Raw genomic sequence first — 22,136 nt, 5'->3', positions numbered from 1 at the left:
CCGCGTATTTCATAAAGAGGCCGAGGCTGACAGTCATACACCAGGATACAAGGGAGGATCATGATGACAATAGATGCATTGGAAATTCAAAAAATATTAGCAAGCGGGAAGTTGGACAAGGAGAAGGAGTTCTGGTCAGAGCTGCTTCAGGGTGAGCGTGAGCTGACCCGGATCCCGGAGGATCGCAGAGGGATTGATGCGGAGACAGGCGCTGCCTCGGGCTCACTCGCCCATTGGCGCATGACGTGCAGTGACGAGCTGTCCAGCGGCATTAAAGCCATGTCGGGCACATCGGATTATGCAGCGTTCCTGATTCTGCTGAGCGGCGTGCAATTGGCGGCACAGAAGTACGCGCACAGCACGGAGGTGCTGCTTGTAACGCCGGTATTCGAGCTTGCCGAGCAGCCGGGCCAGACGAACCAATTGCTAGTATTTCCGGCGGAGCCCCAAGGGGAGAAGACATTCCGGGAGTACTTGAACGGGCTCAAGAGCACACTGGTCGATATTCTGGATCATCAGAACTATCCGTTCTCCCAGTTGGTGCTGGACAGAGGCTGGGGCGGCATCGAAAGCGGTCATTGCCACATCCCCATTGCGGTAAGCTTCAACCGTCTTCAATTTTCGCGCTCATTGGATGGGGCAGCGACAGATTTTGAGTTTCGTTTTGAGGAAAAGGAAACCGGTTTCGTACTGGAAATCCGCTATAACAGAAGCCGCTATTCCGATGAGCTGGCTCATCGCATCGCAGCTCACTGGCATCGTATTATGGAAAGCTTGTTATCTGCTCCGGATTCGCCCATCTCTGAAGCTGAGATGCTGGAATCCGTAGAGTGGAACCGGGTCATACAAGCTTTCAATGATACGAAAGGGCCGTACCCCAGCGAGAAGACGCTGCATGGGCTGTTTGTGGAGCAGGCTGCGCGTAGGCCAGAGGCTGTCGCGGCAGTATGCCAAGGCAATACGATCACCTATAGAGAGCTTGATGAGCGCTCGAATCAGCTGGCACGGAGGTTGAAGCGGATTGGGGTGGGACCAGAGATCAGAGTCGCCATTCTGGCCAAGCGCTCCTTCGAGATGATCATCGGGCTGCTCGGGATTCTCAAGGCAGGCGGAGCTTATGTGCCGATGGACGCCTCATGGCCGAAGCGGCGGGTTGAGACAGTTCTGGAGGAAGTGGGAGCGACATGCCTTGTCACGATGCGTGATGTGTTCGCTCCTGTCGCTGATCTGCTGTGGCGTTCTCCGCTGCTGAGCCAGGTTGTGCTGCTGGATGAAGACAGTGAGGAGCCGGCCGGAGAGAAGTCGGATCGCGGGCTTGTCGTCAAAATGTTCGATGATCTGTCAGCTGCCGCAACGGATCATATCTCTGCTGGAGGCTTCGTGAGCTCCTATACGGGGATCTATTTGCCGGAAGAGGAAGTAGAGGAATACAAGCAGCACGTGATCGACCTGGCGCGTCCCTTCACTGGGGCGGACAAGCTGGCACTCGAAATCGGCTGCGGTTCCGGGCTCATCATGTTCGACCTGGCGGAATCTTTCCGGCAATATACGGGCCTGGATCCGTCTTCTGTGACTCAGAATCGCAATCAGGAGACGGTGGAGCGGGACGGCAAGGAGAAGATTCGGCTAATAACGGGCTTCGCCGAGGAGATCTCCGGCATGGCGGATGAAAGCTACGATGCGGTGCTGCTGCCGAGCACGATACAGTTTTTTAGCGGCTATCTTTATCTTGAGAAGATATTGAGGGAAGCAGTCCGGCTTGTGCGCCCTGGAGGAGCTGTCATCGTAGCGGATGTGCCCGATGAAGCGTCGAAGGAAGACTTCCGCGCCTCGCTGGAGGAGTTCAAGCGCAATCACGGCACCTTCTACAAAACAAGAACGAACCTCGATGGCCATCTGTACTGCCATGAAGACTTCTTCCATGGGTTTGCGCGGCAGTTCCCTGATCTGACTCTGGAGATCAGAAGGCGCAAGAAGGGGTTCAAAAATGAGCTGAGATACCGCTATGATGTGGTCATGGTCAAGTCCGGACAATCCGCTGCTTCATCGCTTCCGCCCCGGCCATTCTCAACGGGCTGGCATCTGGATCAGGAAGAGAAATCAGCGGTGAAGGCTGCTGTTGATCCCTCCGGTACGGCTTATGTATTATTCACGTCGGGTTCGACGGGCACGCCTAAGGGCGTCGTCGTATCCCATCGTCCGGTCGTCAATGTCATTGACTGGGTGAATGGCACCTTTGGCGTTAATGCGCAGGATCGGTTGTTCTTTATCACTTCTATCTGCTTCGATCTGTCCGTCTTCGATATGTTCGGGATGTTCGCCGCTGGCGGAAGTATCGACATTGTCTCAGAGGAAGAGGTTCGGCGTCCGGAGGCATGGCCGGAGCGGCTGGCTCAGAGCGGAATTACAATCTGGGATTCAGCGCCTGCGGCGCTTGCCCAAAGCGTTCCTTTCTTCGAGCGTTATGAGGGAGAGCCCGCGCCGCTGCGCCTGGTTATGCTGAGCGGGGATTGGATTCCGCTGACGCTGCCGGATACGATGCAGCGCCTCTTCCAAGGAGCGCGGGTAGCGGCGCTCGGCGGTGCAACGGAGGCTTGCATCTGGTCCAATTGCTACGAGGTGCGCGGTACGGAGCCGAATTGGGTCAGCATTCCTTACGGCAAGCCGATCCGCAATGCCAGATATTATATTCTGGACCGGAATATGAAGCCAAGTCCGATCGGAGCCCGGGGTGAGCTGTTCATCGGCGGCGATTGTCTTGCCAGCGGCTACCATCTGGAATCGCTGACGAAGGAACGTTTCCTTCCGGACCCGTTCTCGGCGGAGAACAATGCCCGTATGTACCGGACTGGAGATTTGGCGAAGTGGATGGAGGACGGCAACATTGAATTTCTGGGACGGGTTGATCATCAGGTCAAAATCCGCGGCTACCGCATTGAGCTGGGAGAAATTCAAGCGAAGCTGCTTGCCCATCCTGCTGTCTCGCAATGCGTAGTCATTGATTGTCTGGATAGCTCAGGACAGAAGGCGCTGAGCGCTTATTACGCCGCCGAAGAGGAGATTCCGGTGCGTGCGCTGCGCGACTACATGAGCGCTGAGCTGCCTGCCTATATGATTCCCTCGTTCTTCATCCGGCTTCCGCAAATTCCGGTTACCTCCAACGGCAAAGTAGATCGCGGGGCGCTGCCGCAGCCGCAATCTCAAGTACGCTCAGATGCAGCTTACGAGCCGCCGGCGAACGATATTGAAGCGGAATTGGTGGAGATGTGGAAGGCTCTGCTTGAGCTTGATACGATCGGCGTAAATGATAACTTCTTTGAGCTGGGCGGGCATTCGCTGCTTGCTGTAAAGCTGGAGATTGAGATGGAGAGCAAGGGATTGATCGTCTCGCCTGAGGACTTCCAGCAGTGCTATACGATTCGCGAGCTTGCCGGCTATACGACCCGCAGCGATGATGCGGATTCGTGAAATTAGCGCAGCATACATGGGTTCATGAAACAAAGCAGGATAGGGGTGTGAAGGGACACTGAATGTTCCGGCCGAAATGAATGAGCATGTACGGATGAATCGTGCAGAGGGGCCATCCCTTCTGCTCTACGCGGTGAATGTAGCTGAGCCGCTGGATGAAGACTTGCAGCGGCAGCTGACAGAGCTTTGCTCCCCTCGACGCAGGGAAGGTCTGCCGCGGTTTCACTATCAAGCGGATGCCAGACGATCTCTTATGGGGGAGATGCTTCTTCGCGTGGCGCTCCAAGCTGACTGGCAGGAGAGCTGCCAAGGCCGTGAACTGGAATTTGCCCGAAGCGAGCATGGCAAGCCGTATCTGCAAGGAATTGAAGGTGTTCACTACAATCTTTCTCATTCCGGCAGCTGGTGTGTATGCGCGGTCTCTACAGAACCGGTCGGCGTCGATGTGGAGCAGATCAAGCAGCAGGAGCTGGCTTGGGTGGAGTCGCATTTGTCCGATGAGGAGAACAATGAGCTGCGCAATGCGGCAGAGACAGAGCGGTTGAGACGGTTTTTCGAGATATGGACGATGAAAGAGAGTTATGTGAAAGCGGTTGGCACAGGATTGGCATTGGGATTTCGTACCTTCTCCGTCATCGGCGAAGGCGTATCCCGGCTGGCGCCATATCGCTTGAAGAGATATGAACTGGATGAGCTTCACCCGGTGGCAGTTTGTGCCGAGACAGCTCTTTTTCCAAACGATATTCAGATTTATACGGTGGATGGGATCGGCCGCATGCTACGATGAAGCGGCCTCCCGGCGAGGAGGATTTATGCCCAGCGTTTCATGGATTTTGAACAGTATTTTAGTAGTGGGATTGATCGGAAGTTTGTGGGGTGTCGGGGCTGCCTTGATCGGCATCATGAAAGGAACCCGGCGTTCCGAAGGCGGCAGCGGCTGGCGGAAGCTGTACAATATAGCGCTGGCTGCCGGCTTCTATGGCTGGATTGGCTACTGCCTTTACGAATGCAGGAGATTGTTTGCTCCAGAGCAGTCGGCAGCCGATTTCTGGCGAGAGGCTCCGGCATCGGGCGTGTGGGCGGTTGTTCTTCTATTCGCCATCTTGCTGCTCATAGGCATCTATCTTACACTCGCGATGCTCTACCCAAAGGAAAAGGAGAGGCCTTATGGGAGCATGCTGCTGCTCAGCTTTGTGAGCGGGATCGGCAATGCCTCCATGATATTCGTCATAAATTCGGCAATTGCCGGCAGCGGCGATGTTCGGCTGCATATGCTGCCTTATTTTATTCTTGGCATGCTGTTCTTCGTGTTCGGACAACGTCTGCTTCGGTTGCGCTTAATCCGCATGACCAACGGAATTGTGTATGACAAGCGGATGGAGGTCATCACCAACATTCTGAACGCTCCTTATGAGAATGTGGAGACGATGGAGAGAGGCAAGATTGAGACTTGCCTGAATAACGATACAGAGGTTGTCAGCAGCTTTGCCAACAAGCTCGTCAGCATTGGAACATGGTCCGTTACCATTACCGCTGGCTTCGTTTACCTGGCATTTATTAGCATGGAAGGGTTCCTGCTGTCGCTTGGCGTTGTATTCCTCGCTTCGATACTGTTCTTCACGTTGATCAGGTCTGCCAACCGGCTGTGGGAACAGACGCGTGATATACAGAATGTATTCTTCAAGTTTATTCATGATCTGATCTACGGCTTCAAGGAGCTGTATCTGCACCGGAACAAGGCGCGCGATTTCCGCGATAACATGGGTGAGAGCTGTCTGACATACCGGGACAAACGGATGATGGCAGAGAGCAAGGTTGCCAATGTTGTCGTCATCGGCGATCTGCTGTTCGCTGCCGTTATCGGCTGTGTCGTATTTGTCTTTCCTTATCTGTTTGCCAACATTCAGGAAGGCTCGCTGCGCAGCTTCGTGTTCGTCTTCCTCTATATGGCTGGCCCGCTCACCTCAATCCTGAATTCCCTGCCGGAGCTGTTCCAGGCTCGCATCAGCTGGAATCGCATGAAGCAGTTTTCCAAGGATCTGTCAGGATTCCAGGAAAGGGCTTGGGAGGAGGAGCGGCTGGAGGCCTCTTCGGACGTATCGCTCAAGCTGGAGGAAGCGCGGTATGAATATCGTAAAAATGATGATGGGTCGTTCGCGGTTGGACCGATCGATTATGAATTCCGCTCTGGAGAGCTGATCTTCATCGTGGGCGGCAATGGCAGCGGCAAATCGACGCTCGCCAAGCTCATCACGGGTCTATATGAGCCTAAGGACGGCATAGTGACGTTGAACGGCAAGACGATGAGTGCCGGTGATATCGGACAGCATGTGTCCACGATATTCAGCGACGCCTATTTGTTCGATCGCCTGTACGGCATCGACTTTGCTTCCAAGGAAGAGGAAGCCAACAGCTACTTGCGCCTGCTTGGCCTGCAGAATAAAGTGCGCATTCAAGACGGACGGTTCAGCACAACCCAGCTGTCATCAGGCCAACGCAAGCGTCTGGCGCTGCTCGTCAGCTACCTCGACGACAAGCCGATCTGCCTGTTTGATGAATGGGCGGCTGACCAGGACCCTGAATACAGAGAGTTCTTCTACACGAATTTGCTGCCTGATCTCAAGAACAGAGGCAAATGCGTGATCGTTATTACCCATGACGACCGTTATTTCGATATGGCGGATAAGGTAATCAAGATGGAAATGGGGCGGATTGCATGAAGTTATTCTGTTTGCCATATGCCGGATCCTCGGCAGTTATATATGAGAAGTGGAAGAAAAGGCTGGCGCCATCCGCCGTCTGCATACCGATGGAGCTGGCAGGCCGGGGAACCCGGACAAGGGAGCCGTTCTATATGGGGATGGCCGATGCGGCTGCGGACATGCTGGAGCGCTTGAAGGCTCATATGGACGGCACGCCTTATGCGCTGTTCGGCCATTCCATGGGCGGCATGATTATGTATGAAGTATGCCATCTCATTCGCGCTCAGGGGCTGCAGCCCCCTGCCATGCTGTTCTTCTCGGGGCGTCCTGCTCCGGAAGTGCCACGGAGGGAGGCGCCTTCCCATGAGCTTCCGGATGACGAATTCGCCCAGCGGATATTGGATATTGGAGCTACCTCGGCGGAATTGTTCGCCAATCAGCAGCTGAGAGATATTTTTATGCCGATTCTGCGGGCTGATTTTCGCTTGATTGAGACCTATAAGTATGAAGACAGGGGACCGCTGCCCTGGCCTATTACGGCGATAGCGGGAATTGATGAGGTGTGGACTGAGGCTGAATTGGAAGCGTGGAACGGACATACATCGGCAGGCTGCCAGATTGTGCGTATGGAAGGCGGACATTTCTATTTGCAGGATAATGCTGAACCGCTGCTGATGTTACTTCAGAGCAGGTTGGCGCAGGACAGTTCAATGGAGACAATGTTCGCTTAATGAGGAGGCAGATTGGCAATGAGACGACCATTTGTCCATTTGACGGATCTACTACAGAAGAGAGCCGAGAGTGGGAAGGGTATTATCTTTATTCATAAAAAGTCGGAGACGGCGCTGACTTACCGCGAGTTGTACGAGCAGAGCCTTGGAATGGCAGGCAGCCTGCGGGCAAGAGGACTTCAACCGCGTGCTGAGATCGTATTGCAGATTGAGGATTTGAGAGCTTTCGTTCTGTCCTTCTGGGCTTGCGTGCTCGGTGGCTTCATCCCGGTGCCGGTAACGTCAGGGGGAAGTGAAGAGAATCGCGAGAAGCTGAGGAATGTATGGCGGATGCTGAATCGCCCGGTTCTGCTGACAGATTCAGCCGCTGAGGATGAAGAGGAGGGAGCAGAGGGGCCATCCCTGAAGGATATCATCCGCTTCGCGGAGCTGGAAGCGGAGGCGGATTTGACTGCGGCAGACGGACTGCCCTATCGTCCTGAGCCGGATGATATCGCATTTCTGCAATTCTCTTCTGGTTCCACAGGGGAACCTAAAGGTGTCATTCTGACACACGGCAATCTCATCGCCAACATGAATGCGATCGTCACCTGCTCCGGCTCGGCAGAGGGAGATTCCTCTCTCAGCTGGATGCCGCTGACGCATGATATGGGACTGATCGGGTTCCACCTGTCACCGATTTATGCGGACATGAATCAATATTTGATGCAGCCCGCGCAGTTTATGCTCAATCCAATGTTCTGGCTGGATAAAGTAAACGAGCATCGCATTTCATCCATTGCCTCGCCTAACTTCGGCTATAAGCATTTTCTGGGCTGGTATAAAAAGGAGCAGGCGGCGGGCTGGGACTTGTCCTGCGTGAAGCTGATCTTCAACGGCGCGGAGCCGATATCTGCGGAATGGGCGGACAAATTCGTTGATGAATTGTCGGAGCATGGAATGAATCCGGCTGCTATGTTCCCAGTTTACGGCATGGCGGAAGCTTCGCTTGCTGTCACTTTTCCTCCTGTTGAGGAACGTCTGCTGGCTGTTCGGGTGGAGCGGTCGTCGATCAATCTGGATGAGCAGGTTCAGCTGGCTCAAGGCGACGACGAGGGAGCCATTACATTCGTCGACGTAGGTTATCCGGTTATGGATTGTGAAGTGCGCATATGCGGCTCGGAAGAGACTGCAGTACCTGAGGGAATCGTCGGGCATATTCAGATTCGTGGAGCCAATGTGACGCAAGGCTATTACAACAATCCGGCGGCAACGAAGGAAGCGCTGACAGCTGACGGCTGGCTGCGGACTGGCGATGTAGGCTTTTTGCAGCAGGGCAGACTTGTTATTACGGGCCGTCATAAAGAGATTATCTTTATTCGCGGACAAAACATTTATCCGCATGATCTGGAGAAGCGCGCAGAAGCGATGGAGGGCATCGGCTACGGGAAAGCGGCCGTCTGCGGCGCGAGGATCGGAGACTCGGCAGAGGAAGAGATCGTGCTGTTTATTCAGCATAAGGGGAAACTGGATCGTTTCGTTCCTGTAGCGGATCGGCTCATTCGGCAGTTGAACCGCGAGACTGGATATGACATACGATTTGTTCTCCCGATCCGTACCATTCCCCGCACGACGAGCGGCAAGACGCAGCGGTTCAAGCTGGTTCAGCGGCTGGCGGCCAAGGAATGGGATTCTGTCATGGCGGAGATGGAAGAGCTGCGGCTGGCAAGCGGAGCGGAAGCGGCTGCCGGTACTGATGCGGTGTCTGGAGCCGATGACCATCCGGATCTGCTCGCATTGAAGGGCATTTGGCAGGAAGCCCTTGGCAGCAGCAGAATCGGGAATGATGACCATTTCATGGAATTGGGAGGGAATTCATTAAAAGGTGCTTACGTGCTGGGCGCTGTGCAGAAAAAATGGGGAGTAGAGCTTGCCCTCAGAGACTTAATGGATTATTCAACGCCCCAATTGCTATGGGATCGCATTAGCCGGGAAGGGAACGCATTGTCTCAAGGCTTGCAGGCTCTGCCCAAGGTCCAGCAGGCTGGAGATGGAGGATATCCCGTATCGGTGGCCCAGCGAAGAATGTATTTGATGGAGCAGGCGGAAGGCATCGGCCCCGCCTATCAAATTCCACTGGCGCTTACCATTGAAGGGGCCATGAATCCTGTTCGGATTAGAGGGGCGCTGCAAGCATTGGTAGACCGTCATGAAACGCTCCGTACCTCCTACCACTGGGAGGGGGGCGACGTCATACAGCGCATACATCCCGCAGGCTCGGTTGTGCTGGATATGGCGGAGGTGCATCGGTCGCCGGGCGACCTCGATATTTCTGGGAAGAAGCTTGAGGAACTGGCAGGGACCGAGGGATTAGCAGCATTGCTCGCTCCTTACGATCTTGGCAAGGCTCCGATGATGAGAAGTACGCTGTACACGGACAGAGAAGGTCAGCATCTTCTGCTTCTTAATGTGCATCATATCGCCTCTGATGGCATCGGAATGAATGTGCTGATGCAGGAGTTTGCACAGCTGCTGAAGGGCGAGGCTCTCCTTCCTCTCCAGCACCAGTACAAGGACTTTGCGGTATGGGAGCAGGAGCGGACAGGCTCCGGTCATTCGGAGGCCAGCGAGAAATATTGGCGGAGCAAGCTGTCAGAGCCAATGGAGGCATTGAATTGGCCCGGACTTGCGGCTCGGCCGGATCGTCGGAGCTATCGCGGGGGAACCGTGACAGTGGAGCTGCCTGCGGCAATCGTTGAGCCGCTCCAGAGAATGGTTCAGCAGGAGAAGGCAACGCTGTCTTCGCTGCTGCTCACGCTTTTCTCCACGCTTCTGTATCGTTACAGCTCGCAATCCGCAATGTCGGTCGGCATGCTGCTTGCAGGTAGAACACATCCTGATACGGCAGGCATGGTCGGGATGTTCAATAACTATGTGCCGATTCGCATTCATGGGGATGGGGAGCGGACGTTCCGCGAGGTATGGAGCCAGACCCGGGATACGGTGCTCGACGCTTTTGATCATATTGACATTCCTTATGAGAAATTAATCGAGCTGTCAGGCGGCAAGCCGGATCGTTCGCGCAATCCGCTCTTTGATACGATGCTTGTCCTCCATAACCAGGCCGAGGCGGCCAATGTCGGCTTCGAAGCGGACGGCTGCAGGTTCCGGCAGCATACGGTTGCGACCGGAACAGCAAAGCTGGACTTGAAGCTGGATGTATATCCGGAGCCGTCCGGGGGTCTGACCTGCATGCTGGAGTACAATGAGGAGCTGCTCAGTCAGGATATGGTGGAGCGGATGTCGCGCCACTTGTGCAGCTTGGCGGAAGCTGTCGCGCTGTCGCCGGATACGCCGCTTGGCGCCATCGAGCTGATGACGGCCGGAGAGAAGCAGCAGGTTGTGGAGCAGTTTAACGCAACGGAAGCGGCGTTCCCGCGCGAGCTGACGCTGCATGAGATGTTCCGGCAGCAAGCAAAGCGTACGCCGGAGCGCACGGCGCTGGTGTACGAGTCGGAGGAGCTGACGTATCGTGAGCTCGATGAGCGTTCAGACCGTCTCGCGGGTCATCTGCGCGGGCGTGGTGTGAAGCGCGGCGAGCCGGTGGGTCTGATGGCGCAGCGGTCAGCAGAGATGATGATCGGGATGCTGGCGATCATCAAGGCAGGCGGGGCGTATGTGCCGCTGCCGCCGGAGTTCCCGGAGGATCGGCTGCGGTATATGGCCGAAGGCAGCGGTCTGCGCGTCATCTGTGCGCAGCGGAGCTGGCTGGCTGCGGCGGAGCGCGTGACGGCGCGCGAGGCGACGGATGTCGCGAGCGGGGCGTCGCAAGAGGCTTCGCAGGCGGTATCGGGAGAGGCGTCACAGGGCTCGGCGGCAGCGGCTGCCGATACGGGGGCGATGCCAGCTGTCACGCTGATCGATCTGGACGATGCGGCATGGCGCGAAGGCGCGGTGGAGCCGCTGGCTCCGGTGGGCGCACCGGATGATCTGGCCTACATTCTGTACACCTCGGGCTCGACAGGACGTCCTAAAGGGGTCATGATCCGCCATGAATCGGTGATCAACCGGATCCATTGGATGCAGAAGGCGTACCCGCTGGGCGAGGGGGATGTGATCCTGCAGAAGACGCCATACAGCTTCGACGTATCGGTGTGGGAGCTGTTCTGGTGGATGATGGCCGGAGCAAGCGTGGCGTTCCTGGCGCCGGGAGCGGAGAAAGACCCGGCGCAGCTGATGGAGGCGATTCAGCGGCGCAAAGTCACAACGATGCACTTCGTGCCGTCCATGCTGGCGGCGTTCCTGGAGACGGTGCAGGGCGAGCCGGCGGAAGTGCTGGCAGAGAAGCTGGCCAGCCTGCGGCAGGTGTTCGCGAGCGGCGAGGCGCTGCATACGGTGCATGTGGAGCGATTCTACGAACTGACGCGGAGCTGCGGTCTCGGAGAGACGCGTCTGATTAACCTGTATGGACCGACAGAAGCAACGGTGGACGTGTCGGTGTATGAATGTGTGCCGGATAGCGGTCTTGGATTCGTGCCAATCGGCCGTCCCATCGACAATACAGCGCTGTACATCATTAGCAGCAGCGGGCTGGCACAGCCGATCGGCGTGCCGGGCGAGCTGTGCATCGCGGGTGTGCAGCTGGCAGCGGGCTATGCGAACCGTCCGGATCTGACGGCAGAGAAGTTCGTGGCGAATCCGTTCGTGCCGGGAACGGTCATGTACCGGACGGGCGACCTGGCGAGATGGATGGAGAACGGCGAGATCCAGTACCTGGGCCGGATCGATGATCAGGTGAAGGTGCGGGGCTACCGGATCGAGCTGGGCGAGATCGAGCGGACACTGCTGGCGTACGAGCCGGTATCGGAAGCAGTCGTGACGGTGCGCGAGGATGGAGCAGGCGACAAGCAGCTGTGCGGCTATGTGGTCGCAGACCGGGCGTGCACGTCAGGGGAGCTGCGCCGCCACTGTGCGGAGCTGCTGCCGGATTACATGATTCCGGCTGCATTCGTGCAGGTGGAGATCATGCCGCTGACAGCAAGCGGCAAAGCGGATCGCCGGGCGTTGCCGGCGCCGGACACAGTATCGATGGATACGGGGACGGCGTACGAGGCTCCGGCAACCGAGACGGAGGAGAAGCTGGCTGCCCTGTGGCAGGAGCTGCTGGGACGCGAGACGATTGGCGTCAACGACAACTTCTTCGAGCTTGGCGGCCATTCATTGAAGGCTGCTGCGCTGACGGCCAGGATCGAGCAGACGTTCTCTGTCCGTCTGGCGCTTAGGGAGCTGTTCATTCATCCGACTATCCGTGAGCTAGCGGTCATGATTGAGAATGGCAGCATGGGCACGCTAACGCTGTCGAGCATTCCAAAAGTTGAGAAGAAGCTGTACTATCCTGTATCGTCGGCGCAGAACCAAATGCTCATCCATGGGCAGTTCAACCCTGGCAGCTTGTCTTACAATATGCCGACCGTGTTGAAGCTGACAGGTACAATTGATTCTGATCGATTGGGACAAGCGTTGGAAGGGCTGATCCAGCGGCACGAGTCGCTGCGCACCTCCTTCAGACAAGTTCAAGGCCAGATGGTTCAACTGGTTCAGGAGCAGGTGGAGTCTCCACTCAAGCTCTCGAATAAGGATGCCTTCTATTCGGCTGAGAATGGGAATTTGGAAGAAGCCGTGCAGCAATGGCTGAAGCCATTCGATACGAGCAGTGCGCCATTGTTCAGAGCAGAGCTGGTTCGCCTTGAGGACGATGTCCATCTGTTATTGTTCGATATTCATCACCTTGTGTCCGATGGAGTATCGGGAGGGATTCTGATCCGGGATCTGATTGCGCTGTATTCAGGAAGCGGCTTGCCTCCGGTATCGGCTCAGTTGAAAGATTATACAGAATGGCTGAAACGCAGCGACTCCGGTATCGATATGGAGAAGCACCGCGCATTCTGGTCCGGGCAGTTCTCAGGCGGAGTGCCAGAGGTCAATCTGCCAACCGATGAGCCGAGATCCGTGTTAACGAATCCGCTGCATAAGGACGCGGGGGCACGAATCCGCGTTACGATTGATGCGGAGCAGACGGCAGCACTGAATGAGCTTGCAGGACGGTCTGGCAGCACCTTGTTTATGGTTCTGTTTGCAGGCTATCAAGCGATGCTTGGACGCTGGTCGGGTCTTGAAGATGTCGTCACCGGCGTACCTGTAGCGAACCGGTCGCATCCTGATCTGACGCATACAACGGGATTGCTGTTGAACACGTTGGCACTTCGCAGCCGGCCGGTAAGAAAACTTCCGTTCCAGCAGTGGCTTGCAGAGGTGAAGGAGCAAGTTCTCTCTTCATTCGAGCACCCATGGCTGCAGGTGGAGGAACTGGTAGACCTGCTGGATGAAGAGGGTATGATTCGCTGGGATGCTACCCGCCATCCGTTGTTCAACACGATGTTCGTCCTGCAAAATATGGATGTCAGCCCAACGCAGACAGGCGATCTTCAATGGCTGCCGATTGAGCTGGCCAGCACCGCCGCCAAATTGGATTTGGTCGTACAGGCAGAGGAGAAGAACGGGGCGATCGACTTGATGTTCGAGTACCGTTCCAGCCTCTTCCGTCAGGCTACGATAACAGAGATGGCGAACGGATATATAAGCTTGCTTGCGGCAGCTGCTGCTGAACCGGAAGCGACCTTGGAGCAGTTAACCGGCTCGCTGCGCCAAGCAGCAGAAACGGAGCCGGTGCCTGCGGCACCTCGCGGCAATCGAAAGCTTGACTTGTTCGAGGCTGACTTCGATTTCTAAGTGAAGCCCCCGCATCGCACAAGATACCTTGTGAAAAAGCGGGCTTTCCGAAAAGTCCAATATCCAATAGGTCAGTCCCAAATGATGTGAAGAGATGCCTTCAAACCCACTGAAAAGTGGCGTTGGAGGCATCTTTCTTGTATATGGAGACTTTGGACAACTCCTTCTACAAGTGTGGTTTAGTGTGGTTTGAAGGCAGCGTGACGGGGACAGAAGCCTGCGAATGTGCATGAATTTCGGTTACAAGACGCCATATTGGTTAAATTCCTGCGATGAAGCATGAATTTGAGAAAAAATCGTCCTTTAAGGAGAAACGAAGGTGAAATACCTGCACTCTGGCAGGCATTTCACCTTCATGGGGCCAGAAATGAGCAAATACATGCCGTTTCGCATGTTTCGCATGTTTCATAATGTTTCGCCAGGCTCGCAGCTTGAATCTCGAATCTCGCTTGTCTCGGCGTTTGAATGACGGATCGTTCTCTGGCGGGGAGCGCGTCAACAGTCCCATGATCGCAGGTATTCCACATCATACAGCTTCTTTAAAGCGGGAGCTGAAATTTTCAAACTTTCGGTACAGCCCCTTTGCTTCTCGTTCTGGGAACAGCCACGGTCTGTTGAGAAAATTCGGCATGACCTGCAGCGGTTTTTGTCTCAAAATTCCGTGAGGGCTCTGCATTGAATCTGGTACGAATCGTGTAACATCCGTCTGGCACGGAATCATGTGGCATCCGTCTTGTAAGGTAAGCAGAAAAAATCCCGTTAATGTATAGATCGACAACGCGATTGCGCGCTATAAGCAGGAAATTCCGTGCTACAAATTCAAGAAATTAACCACATCCGCTCGAAACATTACTATACAACGGAAAAACCTGGTTACAGCGCACCAAACGAGCCACAAACTTGTCTGAAAGACGAAAAAAACAGGCTTACTGAAGCCAACCTCATTCCCGCCAGTTTCTGTGGCATGCTGGGCACTAGCACTGGGCAAAGGGACTGGGCACTAGCACTGGACACGAAGCAATGACGCCGGGCATTGGCAAATCGGCATGGTGCATAGCATGGAATTTCTCAGCAATTCCAGAACACTGTGTTCATGCAAGCGAATGAGGTATTCTCTCCTTTGGCCTGAGAGACAGACTTTATACACGCATTCCCAGATGGTATCATGGTAGAGTTATATGGCTGCATCCGTAAATGCTATATGCATGGCAGCACCCGTCATACCCGGCAGCCAAGATCGACCGACCCGTGCGGGATATTCGGCGAAGCTGCCCTGCATATGACTTCAACTATATACAACTGGAAGGATGACGATCGATGTCAACTGTTGCATCTAACATGGATAATAAACGGACCATTCCCATCTATCTGTTCTCGGGATTTCTGGGCAGCGGCAAGACAACGCTGTTAAATCACGTAATTGATTACTATAAAGCCGCAGATGTGAAGGTGGCAGTCATCATGAATGAGCTGGGAGACGTGAATCTGGACGGCCAACTCGTTGACAGTGATATTCCAATGGCGGAAATGCTGAGCGGCTGTATTTGCTGTACGATCCGCGGGGATCTCAGCATGGAGATCAAGGACCTGATAGAGGAGCATAGGCCTGATGTCATCATTATTGAATCGACGGGCGCTGCCAATCCGCTGGAAATTATAGATGGCATAACCGAAACGTCCATGTATACCCGTATTGATCTGCGAAAAGTAATTACCGTCGTGGATGGACCTGAGCTTCTGGCGCGCAGTCGGCGCGGCGGACGGACGTATAAGCTGATGCAGGATCAAATTCGCTGCGCAACCGACCTGATCGTCAATAAGGCCGACAAGATTGCTCCGGAGGAGCTGGTTGAGGCGCAGCAATTAATTAGAGAGCTTAACCCGCATGCGCCGCTTACGGTGACGATCCGCTGTGTAACGGACATGCGATTATTCGATCTTTCAGAGCAGGCTGCCAGCATCGGTTCATGGCCACACCATGAACATGACCAGCACATTTGCGGAGCAAATTGCACACACGATAGCCATGACGATGCCAGCAATCATGACCATAATCACGCTAGCCATGACAATGTCAGCAATCGCGACCATAATCAAGATAGCCATGACAATGCCAGCAATCGCGACCATCAGCACGATAGCCAAGACCACACTCATGCCAATGGTCAGCATAACAGCGAGAGTCATCACCATCACCATCATCATACCCATGAGCATGTGATGACATTGACGCATTATTTTGACCGTGCGGTTAGCAGTCATGCGTTCGAGGCTCTTATCGCGGCGCTTCCGAAGGAAGTATATCGTGCGAAAGGCATTCTAACGTTCTCGGATACGAACAGCAGATTTCTGTTCCAATATGCTTACCGCGAGCTGGAATTTACGCGCATTACACCGCAGGGCCATGTGAATGATGTTGCGGTGTTTATCGGAGAGCATTTTGCCAAGGAGGAGCTGCTGCGCATGCTTCGCCAGTTAGAGCAGTAGGGTCTGGCCTGTTTTTGAGCGGCCTTGTATGCGATGGAGATGATGCTGCGGAATTTATGCTCATGATTGCATGCATAATTGGACAAACTATCCAAGTGTAGCAAACATCACTCAGAAGCAAAGGGGCCCTCAAAGATGAAGAATGGGAAGCTGCAATGGTTTGTTGGGGCTGTCTCCGCTGCTGTTCTGTTAACAGCGGCTCCGGTATCCGCAGGTTATGACACCAGCAAGACGGTGACGCCGGAGAAGAGGCAGGCCGAGGAAAGCGGACAGTGGGAAGACGCGCCGGGGGAAAGAAAATGGCATGGGGCAGCAAAAGCGGAGCATGGCGAATGGAAGGCTATGCATGAGGAACGAAGAGCCTACCGGATGAAGCGGCTGAAGGAAGCCGCCCAATATTTTGGCATTGCAACGGAAGGGAAGTCAGCCAAGCAGCTCCACAAGGAATTGCGTGCCGCCAGCAAAGCGGACAAGGCCAAGTGGGAGCGGTTCAGAAGGGAGCAAAGCGCCAAAAGACTGGCCCGCTTGCAAAGCATTGCAGCGAAGCTCGGAATCGCTACCCAAGGCAAAACAGCAAGGCAGCTGTACAGGGATATTCGTGCCGAGATCGAAGGGATCAGCGAGCAGCGCAGCAGTTGATACGGTTGAATTGGACAGCGTGCTTATTGAATGGCCGGGCCAGACGAAGCAGCCATATGCTGATATCTCAAGGCGGCCAAAATGATTGTAAATACAGCCGGAGCTTCTTCCTATGGAATGGATGGAAGACTCCGGCTATTTATCCATGCTGTGAAATGATACTATATCATTATTGGAACCGTTTTCTGCCACATTTATACGAGAGGTCAGCTACTTTCATTCAGGAAAGTGAGGTTATATGCAATGCACGAGGTACGTATAGGCCTGATAGGCCTTGGAGGGATGGCACGCTTTCACATTCAGCAGTTCGGGAAGGTCCCTGGTGTACGCATAACAGCGTTATGCGATGTGAGCGAGCTGGCGCTTCAACAGGTTGGCGATGAGCTTGGAGTGGAGGAAGCGCGACGTTACGGGACTTTTCAGGCTCTGATTGAAGATTCCGAGGTGGATGGGGTTGTCTCGGTCACCCCTAATGATACGCATGCGGATATTTTGAAGGCGTGTATTGCCGCAGGGAAGCCGCTTTTCGCAGAAAAACCGTTAACACGGACGTATGGGGAGGCTCTGGAGGTGATGGAGCTTTACCGCCGCAATCCGATCCCTTGCATCATTAATTTCTCGTATCGCTATGGACCTGCGTTTCAGTATGCCAAGCAAATGATCCAGAGCGGCAAGCTTGGACGAGTGAATCATGTATTCGTGCAATATTTGCAGGAATGGGGGGCGCCTCCGTTCAATACCCCTTTCGTATGGAGGTTTGACGAACGCATTACAGGGACAGGCACGCTGGGTGATCTTGGCTCGCATATGATCGATCTGGCACAGTATTTGACTGGCGATACGATGACGGAATTGCAGGCTATGCTGTCGACGATTGTGCCAACCCGCCCCAATCCCGGAACGGGCGAGCCGATGAATGTTGCTGTCGATGATTTTGCCTGCTTTAATGCACGGTTCGCAAGCGGGGCTGTAGGTGTATTCCAAACCTCCCGCAACGCAGTCGGATCAGGCAATCAGCATGACATCTCCGTTTATGGCGATCTTGGCACGCTGCATGCCAGCACATTGAATGACCAGCAGCTGATCTGGATCCATCCCAAGGACGGAGAGCCGGGAACTGTGACAGAAACGATTGAGGTGCCTGAGACTTGCGGTCTTGATCCATGGCAATCATTCGCAGAGCTTGTCCAGGGCAAGCCAGCGTCTGAATTCGCCACGCTTGAGGATGGGTTCCGCAATCAGGCGGTACTTGAGGCTGTTGTCCGCTCCAATGAAAGCGGCACTGTCGTATCGATTGCATCGCTTCTGCCCGCAACTTAACCGGATCATTCCCGCCTGTATGCGATTTGTCCGCACCGTGCGGTGCCCGGTCATACACCTGCGGTCAAACCTTTATTTGCTCTGGCCGATGGAGATGTTAATCTTGTAATGGCCGAATACAAGTATCTCATCAAGAAGTCCGGCAAGCTTGTCGTATTCGGCCAACTGCACCTTGAGAATGAAGCAGGGCTCGCCGCTGATGCGGTGGGCTTCTTTAATTTCTTCCCGTGTCTGGATAAACTGTTGGAACTTTGTATGCTTATAATCCTTTATAGCAACAGTAATGAAAATACAATGGACATTGCCAACCAGCTTCTCATTAAGCTTAACGGTGTAACCCTCGATCACGCCCGCCTCTTCCAGCCTTTGTATCCGATTCGCCACTGCCGGACCGCTCATATGTATTTTCTCGCCGATTTGTTTCCATTGCATGCGTGCATTGCTCTGCAAGCAGCTGATGATCGTCCGATCGATGTCATCAAGTATCATGATTCAATTCCTTTCATGGTGAAAGTGAAACGCAGTATTTCTTTCACTAGTGTATGTATTGAGAACGGGAACTTCTATTATGATGAGAACAGTGATGCGGTAGCAATTCCAATTGGCGATGAGGAGCGATGAAGTTGAGAAAAGTAGGGATTCTGGTTGTACTATTTATGTTACTATTGGGGGCCTGCGGTTCGCAAGAGACAGGAGACGAAAGTGTGAATGAGCCGGCTGCTCATAATCACACGGCCAACAGTTCACAGCAAGGCGGCGGTGCCGGGACGACAGCAGAAACAGCGGATACAGCTATGGCAGCAGGCAGCGAATCCCCCAAGAAGCCCGAGAGCGGGATTGAGGAGAAGCAATACAAGATTGACGGAACAATGGAGTTTGATGGCGAGAAATATTCGATTGCCGCGACAACGGATTTGACGCTGTCCAAGGCAAACTATGGCGGGGAGCACATCTATGGAGAGGGCCATATCCATGTCTATTTGAACGGCAAGGTGGCGGGGCCCATCGTGGATGATCAGCCGTTTCCGATTAATGATCTGCTATTGAAAGAGGGCAGCAATACAATCAAGATCGTATTGGCAGGCAATAATCATTCCGAGCCCTATAATGCCGAGAAATCATTTCCAGACATAGTGAAATAATCGTCCATCATTCAAGGGGCTATAACAAGAAAAAATCGCCTTGCGGAAGCAGCAGTTCTCCGCAAGGCGATTCCTCGTAGCAAGGGATCAATAATAAGGCGAGATGAGCAGGTAGACGATTACGCCTGTGCCGCTGACATAGAGCCAGATCGGCATTGTCCAGCGGGCGATTGCCCGGTGGCGCGCAATCTGCATGCTGAAGCCTCTTGTTATTGTAATGAGGGCAAGCGGAACGTTAACGATTGCCAGCAGCACATGTGTAATCAGGACGAAGAAGTAGACGTATTTAAGCCACTCGCTGCCCCCGAATTTGGTAGGCTCTGTAATAAAATGATAGATCACATAGGAAACCAGAAACAGCGCTGTTGACGTGAAAGCCATAAGGATGAAATTCCGGTGCAAGGGAATGTTCTTCTTCTTGATGGCGTAGAGTGACAGCAGCAAGAAAATAAAGGTGAAGCAGTTGAATATAGCGTTCAGCAAGGGGAGAATCGTAACGTCGAAGTTAACCTCTCCATCATATTGGGGAAGGAAAAACAGCGTAGCGATAATCCCAATAAGAATAATCGAAAAGATGATAATGACAGGTGTGAAATTACGTTGTTGACTCATTACTTTCCTCCGTTCATTAAATGCTTGTTCTTACTTAGAATAGACATTCTTCACGGCAAAAACAACGGGGAAAAGAAAGCCTTTGTTACATTTCCATGAAAGCTGCTCTTAAATGCCGCTTATATGGGCTGAGAAGCCGCAAGAAATGCCTCCCGCCTGTCAAAGGCAAGGAGGCATTTCTTATTGCGCTATTAGGCCTCTCTATTGCTGAAAGCCTGGCTGCGGCGGAGCTGGCTGGAAAGTGTGGAGGAAAGTTTTTGCCGTGTGGTCATTCAGTGTTGGAACTTGATACTGTCCTTGCTGATTCATAAGCAGAAACACTTCATATGCGCCGTTATTGGCATCCAGCGCGCCGTGTATGAGCATCTCCCGAACGTTGGGGTCTGCGCATTCCAATGATGCTGACATGCTGTTCTTGGCGGTATTCTTATGGCAGCTCAGCACCGCGCTAAGAATCTGTTGATCATCCAGGCTGGCGCTTGTATGGGGAGCAACAGGAGCGGGTTGACGCAGCCCGTATAAAATATTGTGATGAGAGGTATTGGTGATGCTGCCGGTAGTATTGGCAGAGACGGGGGTACCAGAAGCAGCCTGATAATTGTGCGTATAGGCAACCAATTGATTATAGCACTGTACAGCTTGCTGCAAGTGGCGCTCTACCAGCTCGCGCACCATAGGGTGCTGGGCTTGCTGGGCATAAAGCGAGAAGTGATTGATCGTATTGATTTTCTCATTCAGTGATTCGTGGACTTCCATCGTTTCATGTGCTCCAAACGGCATTGCAGACAGCTCCCTTGGTTTAGTATCGTAGCTTGCAGAGGATACTCTTCCCTTCTTGAATTTGTTGTATGCACGATAGCCGGGAAAGCGCGTAATATAAATTGACTTCCTTCATGTCTCATGCTATAAATGGATTAAATGCATTAATGTGTTTAATGCGATTATTGTTGTATGGGAGGCGATGGTATGAGTCCTATTCTGGCTCGTCCCCAATATTTTCTGCATGTATTAAATCGATCCCACGGACAGCCTCCATATCCCCAGGGAAGTCTGGAGCACGAACTGCATGATTTGTTGTTCCGATTGGCGGAGTCTGTCAGGGTGAAGCAGCAGATTGACGAGAGTACTGTCGAGCGGATTAATGCCGCCTTTGAACAATATCAGGCTCTTCGTCTCAAGCTGACATTACGGAATCCAAGCGATTCTCTGTTCAAGCAGGGGAACGGGGGGCGGCAATATGACGGGCAGCAGCTGCTTCTTCATACCGAGTTTGTGGATGGCCAGGACAATGTGAGACGGATGTATATGGAGGCCATGCTCAGTTTGCTTGAAGCGATGGAGCAAGGAGGAATAGAGCTTCAGAATTGCGTTCATTGCCGTGACTGGTTCATTCCCTATCAACGGGCGCAGGTGGCCAAGTTTTGCAGTGCCAAATGCAGAAATCGTGCGAATTATCTTCAAAAGCAGCAAAAAGAATCTATAAGTGTCTAAGGAGAATGTATGGTTATACTAAAAACGGATGAAGAGATCGCGCTGATGAGAGAAGCCGGCCGGATCGTAGCGGAATGCCATGCTTTAATAGCGGAGCGCATCAAGCCTGGAGTAACAACGCTTGAGCTGGATGCAATGGTGGAGGCGCATATCCGCTCCCGTGGGGCAGTGCCCAGCTTCAAAGGCCATCATGGGTTCCCCGGATCCATCTGTGTGGCGAGGAATGAAGTCATCTGCCACGGATTCCCGGATTCAGCGCCGCTCCGTGAAGGCGATGTTGTCACTCTGGACACGGGGGCGTGCTACCAAGGGTATCATGGCGACTCCGGTTGGACCTATGCCGTAGGCAAGGTCTCTGAAGATATTGCCGAGCTGATGGATGTATGCCACCGCAGCCTGCTGTTAGGCATTGAGCAAGCGAAGATCGGCAATCGGATCGGGGATATCGGAAGCTCCATTCAATCCTTTGCTGAAGGCTACAATTATGGTGTGGTCAGAGAGTTTACCGGGCACGGGATTGGCAAGGATCTATGGGAGGATCCGACCGTTCCGCATTATGGTCCGAGAGGAAGCGGTGTTAAGATTGAGAAGGGGATGGTGCTGGCCATCGAGCCGATGCTGACCTTAGGCGATTGGCGTGCCTATCTGGACAGCGATGGATGGACAGCCCGGACCAAGGATCATTCCATCTGCGTACAATACGAACATACGGTAGCGATAACCGGGAATGGCCCCGAGATTCTGACCAAGCTCTAAGCTTGCAAGAAGGATCATTC

At 53.7% G+C, this 22,136-nt stretch carries 14 protein-coding genes; 11 read left to right on the top strand and 3 right to left on the bottom strand.

The window, feature by feature from the left end; translation table 11 throughout:
• Nucleotides 1–60: 60 nt before the first annotated feature.
• The 8 genes from K0T92_RS17105 (at nt 61) to K0T92_RS17070 (ending at nt 18,115) form a co-directional block, all read left to right on the top strand.
• Nucleotides 61–3,468: a non-ribosomal peptide synthetase gene (locus K0T92_RS17105; protein WP_219873688.1), complete on the top strand. Its 3,408-nt coding sequence runs from the start codon at nt 61–63 to the stop codon at nt 3,466–3,468.
• Nucleotides 3,469–3,562: 94 nt separating this feature from the next.
• On the top strand, nt 3,563–4,255 hold the full coding sequence (locus K0T92_RS17100) for a 4'-phosphopantetheinyl transferase family protein (RefSeq protein ID WP_219873687.1): 693 nt from the start codon (nt 3,563–3,565) through the stop codon (nt 4,253–4,255).
• A gap of 25 nt (nt 4,256–4,280) precedes the next feature.
• A complete protein-coding gene (locus K0T92_RS17095; RefSeq protein ID WP_219873686.1) occupies nt 4,281–6,188 on the top strand; it encodes a cyclic peptide export ABC transporter in 1,908 nt (635 codons plus the stop codon).
• The gene (locus K0T92_RS17090) at nt 6,185–6,901 is read left to right on the top strand and encodes a thioesterase II family protein (RefSeq protein WP_219873685.1); all 717 of its coding nucleotides are present in this window, start codon (nt 6,185–6,187) and stop codon (nt 6,899–6,901) included. The genes K0T92_RS17095 and K0T92_RS17090 overlap by 4 nt, the downstream gene beginning before the upstream one ends.
• An 18-nt stretch (nt 6,902–6,919) precedes the next feature.
• Nucleotides 6,920–13,669 carry a non-ribosomal peptide synthetase gene (locus tag K0T92_RS17085; protein ID WP_219873684.1) on the top strand — a complete coding sequence of 2,250 codons (6,750 nt, stop codon included), beginning with the start codon at nt 6,920–6,922 and terminating at the stop codon, nt 13,667–13,669.
• A gap of 1,317 nt (nt 13,670–14,986) precedes the next feature.
• On the top strand, nt 14,987–16,156 hold the full coding sequence (locus tag K0T92_RS17080; RefSeq protein ID WP_246628232.1) for a CobW family GTP-binding protein: 1,170 nt from the start codon (nt 14,987–14,989) through the stop codon (nt 16,154–16,156).
• A gap of 135 nt (nt 16,157–16,291) precedes the next feature.
• The gene (locus K0T92_RS17075; RefSeq protein ID WP_219873683.1) at nt 16,292–16,795 is read left to right on the top strand and encodes a hypothetical protein; all 504 of its coding nucleotides are present in this window, start codon (nt 16,292–16,294) and stop codon (nt 16,793–16,795) included.
• Between the two features lie 243 nt (nt 16,796–17,038).
• Nucleotides 17,039–18,115 carry a Gfo/Idh/MocA family protein gene (locus K0T92_RS17070; protein ID WP_219873682.1) on the top strand — a complete coding sequence of 359 codons (1,077 nt, stop codon included), beginning with the start codon at nt 17,039–17,041 and terminating at the stop codon, nt 18,113–18,115.
• Nucleotides 18,116–18,187: 72 nt separating this feature from the next.
• Here the strand turns inward: K0T92_RS17070 and K0T92_RS17065 are convergent, their stop codons facing one another.
• The gene (locus K0T92_RS17065) at nt 18,188–18,604 is read right to left on the bottom strand and encodes an Lrp/AsnC family transcriptional regulator (protein ID WP_246628230.1); all 417 of its coding nucleotides are present in this window, start codon (nt 18,602–18,604) and stop codon (nt 18,188–18,190) included.
• 134 nt (nt 18,605–18,738) lie between these two features.
• Here K0T92_RS17065 and K0T92_RS17060 point away from each other — a divergent pair, with 134 nt between their 5' ends.
• The gene (locus K0T92_RS17060) at nt 18,739–19,257 is read left to right on the top strand and encodes a cellulose biosynthesis cyclic di-GMP-binding regulatory protein BcsB (protein ID WP_219873681.1); all 519 of its coding nucleotides are present in this window, start codon (nt 18,739–18,741) and stop codon (nt 19,255–19,257) included.
• An 87-nt stretch (nt 19,258–19,344) separates the two neighbouring features.
• On the opposite strand, the gene K0T92_RS17055 is transcribed toward K0T92_RS17060, so the two are convergent.
• Together K0T92_RS17055 and K0T92_RS17050 are read right to left on the bottom strand one after the other, a co-directional pair.
• Nucleotides 19,345–19,869: a DUF420 domain-containing protein gene (locus tag K0T92_RS17055; protein WP_219873680.1), complete on the bottom strand. Its 525-nt coding sequence runs from the start codon at nt 19,867–19,869 to the stop codon at nt 19,345–19,347.
• Nucleotides 19,870–20,070: 201 nt separating this feature from the next.
• Nucleotides 20,071–20,649 carry a spore coat protein gene (locus K0T92_RS17050; protein ID WP_219873679.1) on the bottom strand — a complete coding sequence of 193 codons (579 nt, stop codon included), beginning with the start codon at nt 20,647–20,649 and terminating at the stop codon, nt 20,071–20,073.
• A 186-nt stretch (nt 20,650–20,835) separates the two neighbouring features.
• Here K0T92_RS17050 and K0T92_RS17045 point away from each other — a divergent pair, with 186 nt between their 5' ends.
• On the top strand, nt 20,836–21,360 hold the full coding sequence (locus tag K0T92_RS17045; protein ID WP_219873678.1) for a hypothetical protein: 525 nt from the start codon (nt 20,836–20,838) through the stop codon (nt 21,358–21,360).
• A gap of 9 nt (nt 21,361–21,369) precedes the next feature.
• A complete protein-coding gene (map, locus tag K0T92_RS17040) occupies nt 21,370–22,116 on the top strand; it encodes a type I methionyl aminopeptidase (protein ID WP_219873677.1) in 747 nt (248 codons plus the stop codon).
• Nucleotides 22,117–22,136: the final 20 nt, after the last annotated feature.

Origin of the sequence: Paenibacillus oenotherae, from assembly GCF_019443105.1 — a bacterium.
Lineage (GTDB): Bacteria > Bacillota > Bacilli > Paenibacillales > Paenibacillaceae > Paenibacillus_Z > Paenibacillus_Z oenotherae.
Note: the sequence above shows the minus strand (reverse complement) of the source record. Positions and strands in the feature narration are given on the sequence as shown.

What these genes read in the sequence shown, in the direction of transcription:
- K0T92_RS17105 (WP_219873688.1), top strand. Translation starts at nt 61, where the DNA reads ATGATGACAATAGATGCATTGGAAATTCAAAAAATATTAGCAAGCGGG.
- K0T92_RS17100 (WP_219873687.1), top strand. Translation starts at nt 3,563, where the DNA reads ATGAATCGTGCAGAGGGGCCATCCCTTCTGCTCTACGCGGTGAATGTA.
- K0T92_RS17095 (WP_219873686.1), top strand. Translation starts at nt 4,281, where the DNA reads ATGCCCAGCGTTTCATGGATTTTGAACAGTATTTTAGTAGTGGGATTG.
- K0T92_RS17090 (WP_219873685.1), top strand. Translation starts at nt 6,185, where the DNA reads ATGAAGTTATTCTGTTTGCCATATGCCGGATCCTCGGCAGTTATATAT.
- K0T92_RS17085 (WP_219873684.1), top strand. Translation starts at nt 6,920, where the DNA reads ATGAGACGACCATTTGTCCATTTGACGGATCTACTACAGAAGAGAGCC.
- K0T92_RS17080 (WP_246628232.1), top strand. Translation starts at nt 14,987, where the DNA reads ATGTCAACTGTTGCATCTAACATGGATAATAAACGGACCATTCCCATC.
- K0T92_RS17075 (WP_219873683.1), top strand. Translation starts at nt 16,292, where the DNA reads ATGAAGAATGGGAAGCTGCAATGGTTTGTTGGGGCTGTCTCCGCTGCT.
- K0T92_RS17070 (WP_219873682.1), top strand. Translation starts at nt 17,039, where the DNA reads ATGCACGAGGTACGTATAGGCCTGATAGGCCTTGGAGGGATGGCACGC.
- K0T92_RS17065 (WP_246628230.1), bottom strand. Translation starts at nt 18,604, where the DNA reads ATGATACTTGATGACATCGATCGGACGATCATCAGCTGCTTGCAGAGC.
- K0T92_RS17055 (WP_219873680.1), bottom strand. Translation starts at nt 19,869, where the DNA reads ATGAGTCAACAACGTAATTTCACACCTGTCATTATCATCTTTTCGATT.
- K0T92_RS17050 (WP_219873679.1), bottom strand. Translation starts at nt 20,649, where the DNA reads ATGCCGTTTGGAGCACATGAAACGATGGAAGTCCACGAATCACTGAAT.
- K0T92_RS17045 (WP_219873678.1), top strand. Translation starts at nt 20,836, where the DNA reads ATGAGTCCTATTCTGGCTCGTCCCCAATATTTTCTGCATGTATTAAAT.
- map (WP_219873677.1), top strand. Translation starts at nt 21,370, where the DNA reads ATGGTTATACTAAAAACGGATGAAGAGATCGCGCTGATGAGAGAAGCC.